This window comes from Thermomonospora echinospora, from assembly GCF_900108175.1.
Lineage (GTDB): Bacteria > Actinomycetota > Actinomycetes > Streptosporangiales > Streptosporangiaceae > Thermomonospora > Thermomonospora echinospora.
The window spans coordinates 126,240-142,064 of record NZ_FNVO01000018.1 but is presented as its reverse complement, the minus strand read 5'-3'; the positions used below and the strand labels follow the sequence as shown (position 1 = coordinate 142,064).

The window sequence follows — 15,825 nt, the reverse complement described above, 5'->3', positions numbered from 1 at the left end:
CGGTGGCAGATTCTGAGGGCTACTTCGCGCACATGAGGGGCGGGCGTGCCGACGGCGAGCCGTTGCAGCACGCCACCCGTTATCTGTGTGCGGGTACATATCTGGACGACTCTTTCGGGCAGAAGGTCATAGCCGAATTCGGGGAGGACGACAGCCGCGCGGTGGTGCCGTCCTTCGGGTTCGATCTGGTGCCGGTGATCAGCCACGCCCTGCGGGCACGGCGGATGCGCGTGGTCCGCGACCTGGCGATCGTGCTGGTCCTGCTGCTCGCGCTGGTCCTACAGTGGCAGGCCGTGCTGATGGCGCTGATGCTGTGGTCGCCGGTGGTGTTCCTGCCGCTGTTTCTCCAGACGCCGGCCAGATATCTGCTGTCGGCGTCCGGCCCCCTATGGCGCAGCGTGTCGTGGGTCGTCGAGATCGTGTTCTGGGTCATCGCCGCCTTCGGCCTGATCCTTTTCGTGTTCCTGATCATGGCGATCCCCGGCGGGGACCCCTACCGGGAGCCGGGATTCGCCGAGACGTTCACCGGCGGCGCGGTCACCGGGAAATTCGTGTTCGTCTGGGCGCTGGCGTTCTTCACATTGGCGATCATTCCGCTCGGTTACCGTTATCTCGCCTTCCTGACGCTGCGCACCCTCCATCCCGGCTCGCGTGCGCCCGCCCCGCAGGCGGTCAGCGAACGGGTGCGGGCGACGCTCGAACGGGTGGCCGGCGCGCAGCGCGGCAACATCACCCTCTACTCGCACCAGAACCCCTTCCTCGGCTCCGGCGACTTCGCCAAGCCCTGGGCCCGCGCCTGGTCGATCATCGTGGAACTGGACCGGGTGGCCGAAAACCCCGGCCAGGGACCGAACGGCGAACGGGTCCAGCCGATCGTGGACCCGGTGGCCTTGCACCGCCACGTCCGCGAACGGCTGGTGGAGATGCGCGACGGAGTGCCCGCGCACGAGCGGATCCCCGGGCTGATGGTCGACTGGCACGTGGTCGCCGAGGGCGAGTGCATGCAGGGGCCCCGTCCCGCCGACCCCAGCGGGGCCGGCCCCGAGTTCCGGGGCCACCCGCTGATCGACGACCGCACCTCGCTGCCCTACTCCCTGGCCGGTGACCGGGCGATCGAGGCGATCATCAACCATCCGCAGGCCGACATCCGCTGCTACCAGCGGGTTACCGTGGGCACCCAGGGCCAGACCGTCCGCACCCGCACCGGTCAGGTGCTCGCCCCCGCCGAGTACCAGGACCTCGCGCTGTCGGCGTTCCTATACCTGGCCGTCGAGGGCCGGATGCTATACGCCCAGTTCGTGATGAACGCACTGCCCCCGATCCGCCGGCCGTTCCGGATCGTGGACGTGCTGCCCTCCTACACCACCGGCATGATCGTACGGCGGGTGCTGCGGGAGCACGGCCCGCGGTCGGTGACGGACGGACTGCTGAGCCCGGCACGGCTGGTCCGCACCCTGTACGGGATGGCCAAGGAGGGGCTGACCCTCGGGGGCCGGGCGCCCGCGGCCTTCGTGGCGTACGACTACGGCGCGCGGCTCAGCGTCCGGGAGGAGGCGGCCGAGCCGACCTTCCGGACGTTCATGCAGACCCTGGACGCCGACAAGTACACCAACCTGATCGAGCGGCGCATCAACGAGGCCGTGCTCGACTATCTCCAGCGATGCCGGGTCGACGTCACCGCCTACCGCGAGCAGGCGGCCGTGGTGATGAACAACCCGTTCATCATGAACGGCGGCTCGATCTCGGGAAGCCAGATCGCGGTGGGCGGCGCCGGGGCGCGCATCACCCAGCAACAGCAGCCCCGGCCCCGGCCCCGTTCGTGAGGAGCCTCCAGTGACAGGTGACGACCACCGCGTGCAGATCGGCGGGAACGCCCGCATCTCCGGCAGCCAGATCGCCTCCGGCCAGAACGTCGACCAGACCCAGCACCTCAGCGGCGCCCAGGACGGCTCGCCCGTCGAACAGGCCATCGACCGGGTCGCCGAACTGCTGGAGCGGCACTCGGCCGAACTGCCCGACGTCCACCGCGCCCACCGGGACCTCGACGACATCCGCCAGGAGGTGTCCGAGAACGACCCGGACCCCGACCGCATCGCCCACGCCCTGGACCGCCTGGCCGCCCGGGTCGCCGGCATCGCCGCGATCGCCGCGGCCGTCCGCGAACTGGCGAGCCTGCTGACCGGCAACTGAGCTTGCCCGTGGACTGGTATGCCTGCTGACCGGTAACTGGGCCCGCCCGTGGGCTGGTGGGCTTGCTGACCGGTAACTGAGGTCGTCCGTGGACTGGTGAGCCTGCTGGCCGCAGCTCAGCCCGTCCGCGGACCGGATCCGTTCGTGCCGCGGTGGCCGGGCCCGGTCAGATGCTGCCGGAGTCGCGGGGGGACAGGCCGTACTCGGCGGCGATGGCGTTCCACAGGCCGATCACCTCGGACTTGGCGCGGGTGGCGCGGTCGTTGACGTCCGCGGCGTCCTCGTCGCTGGGGCAGCCCGGGGCGTACTGCAGGTACAGCTGGTTGGATTCGACCGAGATCCGCAGGGCCCCGGTGAGGGCGCTCTTGAGCGCCTCGCCGTCGGGCAGGGCGTCGACCTGGAGGGTCTCGGCGGTGCTCAGCTGCTCCTGCCGCTGGTCGCGGATGCGCTCCAGATCGGAGGTGTCGCAGCCGGCCGAGACCACCGCGCCGAGTTCGCTGCGCGTGCTCGCCATGTCGCCGAGCAGCGCGTCGATCTGGGTGGCTTGCTGCCGGGCCTCGGCGTCGTCATCGGGGGCGCTGGGCTCGGGAGTGCCGGCCCCGGGGTCGTCCGTGGGCTGCTCGACGGACGTCGCGCTCTGCTGCGGCAGGGTGCCGGTGGAGTCGTCGCCGTGCGGCCAGAAGATGATGGCGAGCGCGACCATGGTGAGGATCCAGACCCCCAGCCCGGTCAGCACATAGGGGAGCGCCTTGCTGCGGCGCCGCGGCGGCGGGGGCTCCCACATCTGGCCCCAGGACTGTGGGGCGTCCCATGGCTCGGGGGACAGCGAGGTGGTCTCCTCGCCGGACGGACCGGAAGCGCCCCCTTCATGCGCCCAGGCCGAGGGCTGTGGGCCGTGCCACGGGTCGGAGGGTGGCGAGGCGGCCTGCTCGCCGGGCGGACTGGAGGAGTCGCCCCATGCCTGCGTCCAGCTTGAGGGCTGCGGGCCGTGCCACGGGTCGGAGGGTGGCGAGGCGGGCTCCTCGCCGGGCGACCCGGCATCGTTCCTGGTCTGCTCAGGCCACTGCGCCGGCCAGGGGGAGGGCACGGCGGCGTCCCGGACCGTGGCCTCGTCGAGCCGGGCGTTGCAGCGCGTACAACGGGGCAGGCTCGGCGTGGTGTCGCTGTGGCACACCGGACACTGCATGAGCCACCACCCCTGCGCAGAGAGAGCATTCCCCTTGGACGATAGTGCTCAGCCTGGCAGGTTCGCCGGGTCGTGACTGTGTCGCAATACGCGTTCAGAACTGGCTGTCGGTGCGGGCGGGCAGGCCCACGTCGCGGGCGACCGGGTTCCACAGCACGGTGAACTGCCTCTTGGCCAGCGTCGCCTGGGTCGACAGGCTGTTGCCGCGGGCGTAGTTGGCGTCCTGCCGGGGCCTGCCCTTGCAGCCCTGGGCACTCTGCGCCCAGGCCAGGAACGCCTGGTCGGTCTGCAGCGACAGCTGGAACGACCGCAGCAGCGAGGCCCGCAGCCGCTCGCCGTTGCGCAGCGCGTCGACCTTGAGGGCGTTGGTCCGGTTGATCTGGTTGGTGCGCCGCTTGGCCACCCGCTGGAACCCCGCGATCGCGGTGGGCAGGTCCTTGCACCTGGCGGCGGCGTTGAGCGCCCGGCCGAGTTGGTTGCGGGTGGCCGCGCTGGCGTCCAGCAGCTCGTTGACCACCTGGGCCTGCTGGCGTGCGGGACCGGAGGGCGGCTTCTTCACCGGCTTCTTCTGCGCGGCGTTGCTCGGAGTGGCCGAGCTGGAGGCGGTGGCCGCGGACCCGTCGCCGCCGTTGGGCCACATCACGATGCCGACGGCGACCACCGCCACCGTGACCAGCACGCCGACCACGATGGCCAGCGGCTTGTTCGACCGCCCTCCCGTCCGCTGACGCCCGTATCCGCCATCGGGGCCGGGGTAGGCGCCGTCCGGGCCGGGGTACGCGCCGTTCGGATCGGGATAGGCACCGTTCGGATCGGGGTACGCGCCGTTCGGATCGGGATAGGCGCCGCCGGGCGCGGGGTACGCGCCATCGGGGCCCGGATATCCGCCACCGGGTGCCGGATAGGCGCCGTCCGGACCGGGGTAGGCGACGCCGGGTGCCGGGTACGCGCCGTCAGGCCCCGGGTACCCGGCGTTCGGCTGCGGGTAGCCCTCGGTGCCGGGATGGCCGCCGTTCTGGGGACCGGGCAGACCCGGCTGCATCTGCCAGCCCGCGTCCGCGGCCTGGCCGTTGAAACCGCCACCGGCCACGCCGTCAGGCAGGGCCTGCGGGGGCATGGGCTGCCCCCAGGCCGGGTCCGCCGCCGCGCCGCCGGGCGTCCACACCTCCACCCCCGTACCGGGCGCCTCGGGCATGGCGACCCGGGTCTGGTCGACGGACGGCTCCGCCGAGGGCGGGCGCGGCTCGGCGAACCAGGAGTCCGGGACGATCGGCCCGCCGGGCGGCTCCGGCGTGCCGCCGGCCCACGACGGGACGGGCGGCGGCTCGGGCATCCCCGCGCCTTGCGGCCCGGCCGGGGTAGCCGGGGTAGCCGGGATGGCCGGGGCGGACGGGGCCGGGGGGCCGGGCTCGTCGTCCTCCGGCGGCAGCGTCCACGCCTGGGTGGCCTCGGGGTCCGCGGCAGGCGGGGCCGAGGGGGAGGGCGGCGTGCCGGGGCCGCCCGGCCCGGCCGGCAGCCCCATGAAGTTCGCTCCGCCCAGCGGCTCGACCCGCGTCATCTCGGTCGCCCACGGCGCGGGCGGCGCCGGGGCGATGGCCGGCGGGGCGGGAAGGGGGGCGTGGAGCGGGTCCAGCATCGTGGCGTCGAGCGCCTGCCCGGCTCCGCCCGCCTGCGGCCCCTGTGGGACCTGCTGGTCCGGCCGCTGGTCGACTGGCGCGCCGCAGCGCGCGCATCCGCTCAGCGTCCCGGGCGTGTTCTCGCCGCACCGTGGGCACTGCATCGCTACTCGGACCTCGCCTTGTCGCAGTTTTCCGCCAACGTACTGGGAAATGCCGCTTCCGTGGGCGGGATCGGCGGGTACGGACGGATACGAAGCCGTCCGCCCCGGTCGTTCGTCACGTCCAGGATGGCAGAAGCGGGGTGGCCCGCCGGTTATGTGACGCTGATCGCATCCAGGGCGACGTGCCGGCCCGCGGGCACCGTTCCGGAATCATCATGCCCGGGTGTCCTGCCGGGAATGAAACGCCAAGTCCGGTGTCGAGCGACTAGGCTCGCTCTGACGCCCCCGTCCGCTGGTCGCGTCCCATGTTCCAGGCCAACCCGGAAGAGCAGGAGTCGATGAGCGATCTTCCGCTGCGCGCGCAGATGGCCGTGGCCCTCGGCCGTACCGCCGCGAAGATGTCGCGGCTGGCCGGCCGTGGCGACGGCTCGGTGATCGGAGGCCGGATCGGGCTCAAGCTCGACCCGGAGCTGCTGACCAGACTGGCCCGGGACCGCAATCTGGTGCTCGTCAGCGCCACCAACGGCAAGACGACCACCACCCGGCTGATCACCGCGGCGATGACGCCGCTCGGCCAGGTCGCCACCAACGCCTTCGGCGCCAACATGCCGACCGGGCACGTCTCGGCGCTGGCCGCCGCCCCCGACGCCAAGTACGGGGTGCTGGAGTGCGACGAGAAGTACGTGCCGATGGTGCTCCGGGAGACCGGGGCCAACGTGGTCGCCCTGATGAACCTGAGCCGCGACCAGATGGACCGGGCCGCCGAGATCTGGCTGCTGGCCGGCAAGTGGCGCAAGGCGCTGGAGGCCGCGCCCGACAGCCATGTCATCGCCAACTGCGATGACCCCCTGGTGACCTGGGGGGCGGCCACCGCCAAGAGCGTGACCTGGGTGGCGGCCGGGCAGCACTGGCGGGAGGACTCCTGGTCCTGCCCCGAGTGCGGCGGCCCGCTGGACCGCGAGGGCACCAACTGGGCCTGCCGGGAGTGCTCGTTCGCCCGTCCCAAGCCCGACTGGATCCTGCACGGCGGGCGGGTGACCGCGCCGGGCGGCCGGACCTACGAGCTGTCGTCGCTGCAACTGCCCGGCCGGGCCAACCGCTCCAACGCGGTCATCGCACTGGCCGTGGTGGCGCGGTTCGGTGTCGAGCCCGACGTGGCGCTGCCGCTGCTGGGCCAGGTCAAGTCGGTGGCCGGCCGGTACACCACGGTCGAGCACGAGGGCCGGCGGATCCGGCTGCTGCTGTCGAAGAACCCGGCCGGCTGGCTGGAGGCGTTCGACGTGCTGCAGCCGGCGCCCGGCCCGGTGGCGCTGGCGATCAACGCCCAGGGCCCGGACGGCCGCGACACCTCCTGGCTGTGGGACGTGGACTACCGCATCCTGCGCGGCCGCCCGGTGTGGGCGACCGGGGAGCGCCGGCTGGACCTGGCGGCCCGGCTGGAGGCCGCCGAGGTCGAGTTCACCCTGGTGGAGGACATCGAGCAGGCGGTCATGGCGGTGCCGCCGGGACATCTGGACGTGATCGCCAACTACACCGCCTTCCAGGACATCCGAACGAGGTACGGCCGTGTCGTCTAACGACAGCATCAAGATCGTCTGGGTCTATCCCGACCTGCTCAGCACCTATGGCGACCAGGGCAACTGCATCGTCCTGGAGCGCCGGGCGGCGCTGCGCGGCATCCGCACCCGCACCGTGCACGTCCGCTCCGACGAGACGGTGCCGGTGGACGGCGACATCTACCTGCTCGGCGGCGGCGAGGACCGGCCGCAGATCCTGGCCGCCCGCCGGCTGCACGGCGACGGCGGGCTGCACCGGGCCCGCGACTTCGGTGCGGTGATCTTCGCCGTCTGCGCCGGCTACCAGTTGCTGGGCACCGAGTTCGGCGGCGAGGAGGGCCAGCCGGTCCAGGGCCTGGGGCTGCTGGACATCCGCAGCAGCCGGGGGCAGCAGCGGGCGGTCGGCGAGATCGTCGGCGACGTCGACCAGGCCCTGAACGTGCCCCGCATCACCGGCTTCGAGAACCACCAGGGCGTCACCCACCTGGGCCCGGGGGTCAAGCCGCTGGCCAGGGTGGTGCACGGGATCGGCAACGGCGACGGCCACGAAGGCGCCTACCAGGGCCACGTCATCGGCACCTACATGCACGGCCCGGCCCTGGTCCGCAACCCGGGCCTGGCCGACCTGCTGCTGCGCTGGGCGGTCAAGCACGACCTGCCGCCCATCGCCGAGTCCTGGTCCGAGCGCCTCCGCGAGGAACGCCTCCGCGTCGTCCTCGGCTGAGGGTTCCACCGCCGCGGGTTTGGGCCTGGGCGCGGTCGGCGGCGGCTGTCACGCTGGCGGGCGTGATCTGCTGCAGGCCCAGTCGCCGTGACATCGTCCGGCTGAGCGCGATCCTGGCCGGGGCGTCGCTGGTGCCGGGGCTCGACCCGGCGCAGGCGTACGGAAGCGCCGTCACGGCGTCGCCGGTCAACCTCGAACTGGTCACGCTGACCGAGACCAGTGCGGTGTTCACCTGGTACACCGGCGAGCCCGGCACCGACGACGGGCTGGGGCGGATGAAACCCGCCCCAGCCGACGGGGAGATCGTCTACGGCACCCGTCCAGGGCGGCTGAACCGCCGCGTCGCCGGGGAGCGCAACACCCCGTACCACTACGTGGAGGTCACCGGGCTGGAGCCGGGCCGCACGTACTACTACCAGGCGCGGTCGCGGGGCCGGGCGGCGAGCGCGACGTTCCTGGCCGGTGGGCACGCGGCGGGACGCCCGGCGGACCGGCCCCGGGTGTTCTCGTTCACCACGCCGCAGCCGCCGCCCGGCCGGTTCCTGTTCTCGGTGGCGCTGTGCAATGACCTGCATTTGGGTGAGACGGTGGCCGGGCTGGTGGGACAGCTGCCGTGGATCAAGGGGATCTCCCAGGTCCCGGGTCATCCGCCGTACCCGGAGATCATGACGGCCGCGCTGGTCGCCGACGCCGGGCGGCGCGGAGCGGCCTATCTGCTGGCGGCCGGGGACATCACCAGCGAGGCGGAGCCACAGGACGTCGGCGTGGCCCGGCGGCTGCTCGACCGGTTCGGGACGCTGGGAACGGACTACTTCGTGGCGCGCGGCAACCACGACCGGGGTCATGAGGGCGCGGAGTACGCCGGATGCGGGCCGGGCCAGTGGCAGGGACGCGACTGCTTCCGCGATGGGTTCCTCGACGGCACGGAGCCGTCCTACTTCGCCCGGGACCTGCACGGCCTGCGCGTCGTCGGCCTCGACACCTACGACAAGCCCGGCGACGGCGGCGACGCGGGCGGGCTGTCGGACGAGCAGTTGTCCTGGCTGCGCGCCGACCTGCGGGCGCACCGCGACCAGCCCACGATCGTGTTCGGCCACCATCCGCTGATCACCCCGGACGCCCCGCAGGCCATCACCGGCGGGACCTCGCTGCAGGTGCGGCAGGCGGGGGCGGTCCTCGCCGAGTACAGCCGCGCGCCCGGGGTGTTCCTGCACCATGCCGGGCACACCCATCGCAACAAGCGGTTCGCCCTGCCCGGCGCCACCGGTGTCCTCCAGCAGGAGGTCGCGGCGGTCAAGGAGTATCCCGGCGGGTTCACCCTGCTGCGCGTGCACACCGGCGGATACGCGCTGAACTTCTACAAGACGCGTGCGCCGCTGGCCAGGGAGTGGAGCGAGCGCAGCCGCCAGGAACTGGCCGGGCTGTGGCCGCAACTGTCGCTGGGCTCGTCCGTCGCCGACCGCAACACCGTGGTCGCCCGGGACCTGTCGGGCGTCGGCAGGCCCGTCGCGGGCCGGGCGAGCGCCGCCCGGCCCGCGTAGGGGTCCGCGGAGCGCCTACTTAGCGGCCTCGGTCTCGGTCTGCTCCGTCTCGTGCGTACGGCTGCGGATGGTGACAGCGTGGGCGCGGGCCTTCTCCTCGGGGTGGGCGCGGACCCGCAGCAGGCTGGCGACGGCGGTGACGGCCAGGATGCCCAGGATCACCGACAGGGACAGCGGGGTCGGGATCTCCGGCACCGACGTCGAGACGTCCTCGTGGGCGAAGTGCAGCAGCAGCTTGACGGCGATGAACGCCAGGATCACCGACAGCCCGATCGACAGGTAGACCAGCCGCTCCAACAGCCCTTCGACCAGGAAGAACAGCGCCCGCAGGCCCAGCAGGGCGAAGGCGTTGGCGGTGAAGACGATGAACGGCTCGCTGGTGACGCCGAACACCGCCGGGATGGAGTCCAGCGCGAACAGCACGTCGGTGCTGCCGATGGCGATGAACACCAGCAGCAGCGGGGTCACCACCCGGCGGCCGTTCTCGTGGGTGAGCAGCCTGCCGCCGTGGAAGTCATCGGTCACCGGCAGCACCTTGCGGGCGTTCCGGACCAGGAAGTTGTCGTCGACGTCGGGCTCGTCGTTGCGGTGCCGGATGAGCTGGATCGCCGTCCACAGCAGCACCAGCCCGAAGAACAGGAACGTCCAGGAGAAGGCGCTGACGGCCGCCGAGCCGATCGCGATGAGCACGGTGCGCAGGATCAGCGCCCCCGCGATCCCGAACAGCAGCACCTTCTGCTGGTACTCCTGGGGCACGCTGAACCGGGCAAAAATGATCACAAAGACGAACAGGTTGTCCACCGACAGGCTCTTCTCGACCACCCAGCCGGCGAAGTACTCGGTGCCCGCCTCATGCCCGGACACCGCCCACAACACGAACCCGAACCCGACCGCAACCGCGATATAGAAGACCGACCAGAAGGTCGCCTCCCGTAGGTGCACCGCGTGGGGTCGGCGTACCGCCACCACCAGATCGAACGCGAAGAGCGCGACGATGAAGACGATCGTCGCAGCCCACAGCCAGCCGGGAATGTCAATCACAGGGAGTACTCCATCCGCCGCACGGGTCCGTATATCACCGCTTTGCGACGGATCAACCCGGCCCGTTGGGATCAATAGACGAGGGCCTGAGCGCCCTCCGCCGATATCTCCTCAACGAACGTGGGGGCTCCCGCGATCCGCACTCCGGGGATCACGTCGTCGGGGCCGATGTCGCGGCGGGCGGCGCACTGCGTGCACACCGTCACCGTCCCGCCGGCCAGTACCACCTCCAGCAGGTCCTGCAGCGGGGTCGCGTGCGGCAGTTCGAACTCCTCGGCCCGGCCGGGCAGCGCGTACCAGGCGGCCTCGCCGGTCAGCCACAGCGACACCCGCGAGCCGGCCGCCACACCCGCCGCCGCCACGGTGAACGCCTGGTTGCAGCGCTCCATGCCGTCCGTGCCCGACGTGGCCTTGATCACCAGTGATCTCCCCATAGTCCGCACAGTAGCGCGCGTTCCGGCCGGGGCGTCGTGATGTTCGTCGCCACGGCCGCTACGCTCCGCCGCATGGGCATGGTGAACGCGATCGTCCTGGTGGCCGTCCTCGGGGTGGTCGCGGTGTTGTCGGTGCTGCTGGTGATCGCGCTGTCCCGGTTGCGCTGAATCCCGGCGCCGGACCGGGTGATCGGCGCTGCGGGCACCTGACCTGGGGCACTACGCTGATCGAACATGGAGCCCGAGCTGCACCCCGACCTCAAGCCGCTGGAATTCCTGCTGGGCGAGTGGGAGGGCGCCGGAGTCGGCGGCTATCCCACCATCGACAGCTTCCGGTTCGGCCAGGAGATCTCCTTCACCCACATCGGCAAGCCCTACCTGATCTACTCCAGCCGTACCTGGTTGCTGGACGAGGAGGGCGGGCTGGCCGGGCCGCTGGCCGTCGAGACGGGCTACTGGAGGCCGCGCCCCGACCATGAGGTAGAGGTGACGCTGGCGCACCCGACCGGGATCGTGGAGATCTACGTCGGCAACGTCGCCTTCAGCCGGGTGGAGCTGCGCACCGACGTGGTCGCCCGTACTACCAGCGCCAAGGAGGTCACCGGCGGCCATCGGCTGTACGGCCTGATCGGGGAGGACCTCGGCTGGGCGTACGACATGGCGGCGGTCGGGCAGCCGCTGCAGTCCCACCTGTCGGCCCAGCTCAAGCGGGTCAAATAGGGCGGGGCCGCGGGGCGGGTCAGGCGTGGGAGCCGGCCCGCCGGCGGCGCGTCCGGGTCACCACGAACTTGACGATCCACAGCACCGCCAGGACGAGCACCGCCCAGGTCGCCCAGTTGGCGAACTGCTCGGCGCGCTGCCACTTGGCGCCCAGCACGTAGCCGACGATCACGAACAGGGTGTTCCACACTCCGCTGCCGATCACGGTGTACAGGCAGAAGCGGGGCAGCGGCATCCGTTCGATCCCCGCCGGCACGGACACCAGGCTGCGCACCACCGGCACCACCCGGCCGAACAGCACCGCCTTGCCGCCGTGGTCGGCGAACCAGGACGTGGCCCGGTCGAGTTCGGCGGTGTCGACCAGCGGGATCCGGTCGGCCAGCCGGCAGGCGCGCTCGTGCCCGAGCCAGGCGCCCAGCCCGTACAGCGCCAGGGCGCCCAGCAGCGACCCGAGGGTGGCGCCCACGATCACGGCGATGACGTTGACCCTGCCCTCGCTGGCGGTGAATCCGGCCAGCGGCAGGATGACCTCGCTGGGCAGTGGGGGGAAGAGGTTCTCCAGGGCGATCAGCAGGCCCACGCCCACCGCGCCCATCGCCTCGATGACGTCGGCCGCCCAGCCGGCGATGCCGGTGAGTTCCTGCTGTTGCTGTCCGGCGCCCAAGATCATGCGTGACAGGGTGCCCATCGTGACGCGTTTCATGCCGCGCCGTGCGCCGCGTTCCCTCCGATGGGCCGGAACGGCGAGGTCGTACGGGGGTGGAAAAGAACGATCCCCGGGCCTTCCCGCACAAGGCGGGGATGGACAGGACTGATCCATCGGCCCGGGGATCGGGTGATTGCCTGGTATTCGCCAGCCGCCGACACGACTGGTGAACATCCCCGCATGCGCGGGGCGTCCGAGGCGGGACGGCGACTAGCGGACAGTCACCTCGCGAGTCCCAGAATCATGCATGTTCCGGACCACCTCCTTTCGCGCGTAACCGCACGTTATGCGAGCCCCCGGCCCGGAGGCAAGTGAGTTTTTCCCCGGGTGCCGGCGCTACTGCCCGACAGACCGGTCAGGGTGACCCGCGCGACATAGACTGCTGGGCATGGCCGACACGTGGCAGGAGGAGCTGCGGGCGCATGGCTACCGGGTGACCCCACAGCGCCAGCTCGTACTCGAAGCGGTCACCTCACTGGAGCACGGCACCCCTGAGGAGATCTGCACCGAGGTGCAGCGCACCGCGCGCGGCGTCAACATCTCCACCGTCTACCGGACGCTGGAGCTGCTGGAGGAGCTGGGGCTGGTCAAGCACACCCACCTCGGCCACGGCCCGCCCACCTACCATCTGGCCGCCGAGGCCGAGCACGTCCACCTGGTGTGCCGGGAGTGCGGGGCGGTCAACGACGTCACGCCCAGGGTCGCCGACGGGCTGGTGGAGGTGCTGGCCCGCGACCACGGCTTCCAGACCGACGTGCACCACCTGACCGTCTACGGCCGCTGCCGGGACTGCCACTGAAAAGCGCAGCTCGGGCGGCTGTGAGGGCGGGGACCGGCTCCGGAAGATCCGCATAGGCTGGAGACCATGGAGAGCCCGCTGTTGAGCTTGCCCGGTGCCGTCGCCGCCGACCGGCCCGACCAGGAGGTCGCCGCGCACTACGGGGAGCCCGCGCACGAGCAACGCGCCCTGGAGTCGGGCACGGCCTTCGTCGACCGCAGTAACCGGGGCGTCGTCCGGGTGTCCGGGCCCGACCGGCTGAGCTGGCTGCACAGCCTGCTCAGCCAGCACCTGGACCGGCTGGAGCCGCACCGGCCGACCCAGGCGCTGCTGCTGAGCCCCAACGGCCATGTCGAGCACCACCTGCACCTGGTGGACGACGGCGAAGCGGTGTGGGCCCATGTGGAGCCGGGCACCGCGTCCGCGCTGGTGGAGTTCCTCGACCGGATGCGTTTCATGCTGCGCGTCGAGGTCGCCGACGTCACCGGCGAGTACGCGGTCGTCACCGGCGCGGTGGACGTGCCGGGCGCTCTGGAGCTGCCGGACGTGGCGGGCCCCAGCCGGATCATCGAGCGCTCCGCCCTGCCGGGCCTGCCCGAGGCGGCGCGCCCGGCCGGGCTGTGGGCGTACGAGGCGTTCCGCATCGCCGCGCACCGGCCCAGGCTGGGGCTGGACACCGACCACCGCACCATTGCGCACGAGGCCGGCTGGATCGGTGAGGCCGTCCACCTCGACAAGGGCTGCTACCGAGGCCAGGAGACCGTCGCCCGGGTGCACAACCTGGGCCGCCCGCCGCGCAGGCTGGTCATGCTGCACCTGGACGGCAGCGCCGACCGGCTGCCGGCGCACGGCGACCCGGTCGAGCTGAACGGGCGCACCGTCGGGTTCACCGGCTCGGCCGCCCGCCACCACGAACTGGGCCCGATCGCGCTGGCGATGGTCAAGCGGACCGTTCCGGTGGACGCCACGCTGCTGGCCGGGGGAGTGGCCGCCGCGCAGGAGGTCGTGGTCTCCCCGGACACCGGCGCCAACGCCGACATCGCGCTGCGCCGCCGCCCCGCGGCCCGCTCCTAGCGGGTTCCGGGGGCGCCCCCGGGAAGGGGCGTGAAGCCCCGCCGGGACGGGCACAATCGACTGTCGTGGCCGCCCGACCCGGCCACCCGAATCAAGATCCGAACAGGGCCCCGGTAGTGAGAAGGTGGTCGCGAGGATGGTGGCGGAACCGGGCGGTCATCCAGACGATGACGAGCCCCCTCGCGTGCGGAGGGCCAGGATGGGGCGACGGCGGCGGCGCTCGCGGGAGTCGGCGCTGGTGTGGTGGGCCGGGTTCGGGCTGCTGCTGGCCGCCGCCGGATGGCAGCGCTCCTGGCGGCTGGCGCTGCTGACCCTGCTGCTGTGGTGCGGGTACGAGTTCCTGCTGGTGCCGACGATCTGCCGGGTCATGACCCGGCAGGGCTTCTCCTGCCGGGAGCCGGTGCGCGGCCGGCTGTTCGCCTGCACCCCCGCGCACCAGCAGGTCAAGACGGACGCGTTGTGGCGGCTGGTGGGCCTGCGGAACCCGCGGCGCAAGAAAGCGGCGCCCGACCCCAACCGGGAGACCGGGATGATGGTCTACTCGCCGAAGGTCCGCGGCAGGCTGGCCCAGGCCGACCGGGCGCTCATCCTGCTGGCCTCGGCCGGCACCCTGATCACCGTCATCGGCATGGTCTACGGCTTCGGCGGCGAGTGAGCCACCCGGTCAGACCTCCAGGACGAGGGTGATCGGTCCGTCGTTGACCAGCGCGACCTTCATGTCCGCGCCGAACACCCCGGTCTGCACCTGGGCGCCCAGCCCGCGCAGCTCGGCGACCACCGCCTCCACCAGCGGCTCGGCCACCGGGCCCGGCGCGGCCTCGATCCAGCTCGGCCGGCGGCCCTTGCGGGTGTCCCCGTACAGCGTGAACTGGCTGATCACCAGGAGCGGGGCGGCCACGTCGGAGCAGGATTTCTCGCCGTCCAGGATCCGCAGTCCCCACAGCTTGCCGGCCAGCCGCCGCGCCTGCTCGGGGGTGTCGCCGTGGGTCACCCCCACCAGGGCCAGCAGCCCCGGCTCCTCGATCGCGCCCACCACCGCGCCGTCGACGGTGACGCTCGCCCGGCTCACCCGCTGTACGACCGCTCGCATGACCTGCCTTTCCCGGATGACCGGCCCCGGCCACCCGACCCGTCTTCGGGACGCCTGTGGGGCCCGTGGGCGCGGGCCGGACGCCTTTCCGCCCCGCTGTGGCCACCTGACCTGCCTATTGTGCCGTCCCCGACGACCGGGTGAGGATGCCCTTATGGGAGCAACGACGCTCATCACCGTGGCGCCGACCGGCGCCGAGTCGGCCAAGGCCGACGTGCCGCAGCTGCCCGTCACGTTGGACGAGCTCGTACAGGCGGCCAAGGACTGCGAGGCCGCTGAGGCCGCCGTGATCCACGTCCACGTCCGCGACGAGCGGGCCCGGCCCACCCTGGATCCGCCCCGGGTGCGCGACACCGTCCAGGCGCTGCGCGAGAACACCGGGATGGTCATCCAGCTGTCCACCGGGGGTGCGGTCACCGACTCCTACGAGGACCGGCTGCGGGTGCTGGAGGCCGGGCCGGACGCGTGCTCGCTGACCTGCGGAACGGTCAACTTCGGCGACGACGTCTTCATGAACCCGTGGCCGTTCATGACGGAGCTGTACCAGCGCACCCAGGAGCTGCGGATCGTCCCCGAGTTCGAGCTGTTCGACCTGGGGCACGTCGCCACGCTGCACCGGCTGCTGGACGAGTGCGGGGAGCCCCACGGCGGTCACGTCCACTGCGACCTGGTCATGGGCGTGCCCGGCGGGATGCCCGGGGATGCCCGCACCCTGGTCGCCGCCGTCGAGGCGCTGCCCGCCGGGGCCACCTGGTCGGCCACCGGGATCGGCCGCACCACGCTGCCGGTGATGTTCGCGGCGCTGTCGGCAGGCGGGCATCTGCGCGTCGGCATGGAGGACACCCTCACCTACGCCAAGGGCAGGCCGGTCACCTCCAACGCCATCCTCGTCGAGCGGGCCGCCGCCCTGGCCCGGTTCGCCCAGCGCCCGCCCATGACGGCCGAGCAGGCCCGCGCCTTCCTGGGGGTCGGCGCTGCCGGATGAGCGGACCCCCGCCGGCGGGT

Annotated in this window: 16 protein-coding genes; 10 read left to right on the top strand and 6 right to left on the bottom strand. The window is 72.2% G+C overall.

Going from position 1 to position 15,825, the window contains the following annotated elements:
• The first annotated feature begins 2 nt into the window (after positions 1 to 2).
• Together C4U03_RS30475 and C4U03_RS30470 are read left to right on the top strand one after the other, a co-directional pair.
• A complete protein-coding gene (locus C4U03_RS30475; RefSeq protein WP_146087576.1) occupies positions 3 to 1,823 on the top strand; it encodes a hypothetical protein in 1,821 nt (606 codons plus the stop codon).
• A 10-nt stretch (positions 1,824 to 1,833) separates the two neighbouring features.
• Positions 1,834 to 2,190 carry a DUF5955 family protein gene (locus tag C4U03_RS30470; RefSeq protein WP_103942684.1) on the top strand — a complete coding sequence of 119 codons (357 nt, stop codon included), beginning with the start codon at positions 1,834 to 1,836 and terminating at the stop codon, positions 2,188 to 2,190.
• A gap of 166 nt (positions 2,191 to 2,356) precedes the next feature.
• Here the strand turns inward: C4U03_RS30470 and C4U03_RS40080 are convergent, their stop codons facing one another.
• Positions 2,357 to 3,376 (bottom strand): hypothetical protein, encoded by a 1,020-nt coding sequence (locus tag C4U03_RS40080; protein ID WP_146087575.1) that lies wholly within the window; start codon positions 3,374 to 3,376, stop codon positions 2,357 to 2,359.
• A gap of 94 nt (positions 3,377 to 3,470) precedes the next feature.
• Entirely contained in the window at positions 3,471 to 5,156 is a 1,686-nt protein-coding gene (locus C4U03_RS30460) for a hypothetical protein (RefSeq protein ID WP_103942680.1), read from the bottom strand.
• A gap of 338 nt (positions 5,157 to 5,494) precedes the next feature.
• Here C4U03_RS30460 and C4U03_RS30455 point away from each other — a divergent pair, with 338 nt between their 5' ends.
• From C4U03_RS30455 to C4U03_RS30445, 3 genes are all read left to right on the top strand, one after another.
• Positions 5,495 to 6,733: a Mur ligase family protein gene (locus tag C4U03_RS30455; RefSeq protein WP_103942724.1), complete on the top strand. Its 1,239-nt coding sequence runs from the start codon at positions 5,495 to 5,497 to the stop codon at positions 6,731 to 6,733.
• Positions 6,723 to 7,436 (top strand): type 1 glutamine amidotransferase, encoded by a 714-nt coding sequence (locus tag C4U03_RS30450; RefSeq protein ID WP_103942678.1) that lies wholly within the window; start codon positions 6,723 to 6,725, stop codon positions 7,434 to 7,436. The genes C4U03_RS30455 and C4U03_RS30450 overlap by 11 nt, the downstream gene beginning before the upstream one ends.
• Before the next feature lie 62 nt (positions 7,437 to 7,498).
• Positions 7,499 to 8,977, top strand: a complete 1,479-nt coding sequence (locus C4U03_RS30445; RefSeq protein ID WP_103942676.1) for a purple acid phosphatase family protein — start codon at positions 7,499 to 7,501, stop codon at positions 8,975 to 8,977.
• Positions 8,978 to 8,992: 15 nt separating this feature from the next.
• Here the strand turns inward: C4U03_RS30445 and C4U03_RS30440 are convergent, their stop codons facing one another.
• Both C4U03_RS30440 and C4U03_RS30435 read right to left on the bottom strand, forming a co-directional pair.
• Positions 8,993 to 10,018 (bottom strand): TerC family protein, encoded by a 1,026-nt coding sequence (locus C4U03_RS30440; RefSeq protein WP_103942674.1) that lies wholly within the window; start codon positions 10,016 to 10,018, stop codon positions 8,993 to 8,995.
• A 71-nt stretch (positions 10,019 to 10,089) separates the two neighbouring features.
• Positions 10,090 to 10,452: a DsrE family protein gene (locus C4U03_RS30435; protein WP_103942672.1), complete on the bottom strand. Its 363-nt coding sequence runs from the start codon at positions 10,450 to 10,452 to the stop codon at positions 10,090 to 10,092.
• Between the two features lie 234 nt (positions 10,453 to 10,686).
• Between C4U03_RS30435 and C4U03_RS30430 the strand changes: the two genes are divergently transcribed.
• Entirely contained in the window at positions 10,687 to 11,172 is a 486-nt protein-coding gene (locus tag C4U03_RS30430; protein WP_103942670.1) for an FABP family protein, read from the top strand.
• Between the two features lie 19 nt (positions 11,173 to 11,191).
• Here C4U03_RS30430 and C4U03_RS30425 read toward each other — a convergent pair whose 3' ends face one another.
• Complete coding sequence (locus C4U03_RS30425; RefSeq protein WP_103942722.1) at positions 11,192 to 11,842, bottom strand: DedA family protein; 651 nt, start codon at positions 11,840 to 11,842, stop codon at positions 11,192 to 11,194.
• 424 nt (positions 11,843 to 12,266) lie between these two features.
• Here C4U03_RS30425 and C4U03_RS30420 point away from each other — a divergent pair, with 424 nt between their 5' ends.
• The 3 genes from C4U03_RS30420 to C4U03_RS30410 all read left to right on the top strand — a co-directional run bounded on the left by C4U03_RS30420 (position 12,267) and on the right by C4U03_RS30410 (position 14,385).
• Complete coding sequence (locus C4U03_RS30420; RefSeq protein ID WP_103942668.1) at positions 12,267 to 12,677, top strand: Fur family transcriptional regulator; 411 nt, start codon at positions 12,267 to 12,269, stop codon at positions 12,675 to 12,677.
• Between the two features lie 66 nt (positions 12,678 to 12,743).
• Positions 12,744 to 13,730, top strand: coding sequence for a CAF17-like 4Fe-4S cluster assembly/insertion protein YgfZ (gene ygfZ, locus C4U03_RS30415; protein WP_103942666.1), 987 nt, complete (start codon positions 12,744 to 12,746; stop codon positions 13,728 to 13,730).
• Positions 13,731 to 13,929: 199 nt separating this feature from the next.
• Positions 13,930 to 14,385, top strand: coding sequence for a hypothetical protein (locus tag C4U03_RS30410; protein WP_235018245.1), 456 nt, complete (start codon positions 13,930 to 13,932; stop codon positions 14,383 to 14,385).
• Positions 14,386 to 14,394: 9 nt separating this feature from the next.
• Here C4U03_RS30410 and dtd read toward each other — a convergent pair whose 3' ends face one another.
• Positions 14,395 to 14,820 carry a D-aminoacyl-tRNA deacylase gene (dtd, locus tag C4U03_RS30405; protein ID WP_103942662.1) on the bottom strand — a complete coding sequence of 142 codons (426 nt, stop codon included), beginning with the start codon at positions 14,818 to 14,820 and terminating at the stop codon, positions 14,395 to 14,397.
• Between the two features lie 154 nt (positions 14,821 to 14,974).
• Here dtd and C4U03_RS30400 point away from each other — a divergent pair, with 154 nt between their 5' ends.
• Positions 14,975 to 15,805, top strand: coding sequence for a BKACE family enzyme (locus C4U03_RS30400; protein WP_103942661.1), 831 nt, complete (start codon positions 14,975 to 14,977; stop codon positions 15,803 to 15,805).
• Positions 15,806 to 15,825: the final 20 nt, after the last annotated feature.

Excerpts from the sequence above, each read along its gene's own strand:
- dtd (WP_103942662.1), bottom strand. The coding sequence starts at position 14,820 with ATGCGAGCGGTCGTACAGCGGGTGAGCCGGGCGAGCGTCACCGTCGAC.
- C4U03_RS30460 (WP_103942680.1), bottom strand. The coding sequence starts at position 5,156 with ATGCAGTGCCCACGGTGCGGCGAGAACACGCCCGGGACGCTGAGCGGA.
- C4U03_RS30400 (WP_103942661.1), top strand. The coding sequence starts at position 14,975 with ATGGGAGCAACGACGCTCATCACCGTGGCGCCGACCGGCGCCGAGTCG.
- C4U03_RS40080 (WP_146087575.1), bottom strand. The coding sequence starts at position 3,376 with ATGCAGTGTCCGGTGTGCCACAGCGACACCACGCCGAGCCTGCCCCGT.
- C4U03_RS30410 (WP_235018245.1), top strand. The coding sequence starts at position 13,930 with ATGGGGCGACGGCGGCGGCGCTCGCGGGAGTCGGCGCTGGTGTGGTGG.
- C4U03_RS30430 (WP_103942670.1), top strand. The coding sequence starts at position 10,687 with ATGGAGCCCGAGCTGCACCCCGACCTCAAGCCGCTGGAATTCCTGCTG.
- ygfZ (WP_103942666.1), top strand. The coding sequence starts at position 12,744 with ATGGAGAGCCCGCTGTTGAGCTTGCCCGGTGCCGTCGCCGCCGACCGG.
- C4U03_RS30420 (WP_103942668.1), top strand. The coding sequence starts at position 12,267 with ATGGCCGACACGTGGCAGGAGGAGCTGCGGGCGCATGGCTACCGGGTG.
- C4U03_RS30435 (WP_103942672.1), bottom strand. The coding sequence starts at position 10,452 with ATGGGGAGATCACTGGTGATCAAGGCCACGTCGGGCACGGACGGCATG.
- C4U03_RS30455 (WP_103942724.1), top strand. The coding sequence starts at position 5,495 with ATGAGCGATCTTCCGCTGCGCGCGCAGATGGCCGTGGCCCTCGGCCGT.
- C4U03_RS30425 (WP_103942722.1), bottom strand. The coding sequence starts at position 11,842 with ATGATCTTGGGCGCCGGACAGCAACAGCAGGAACTCACCGGCATCGCC.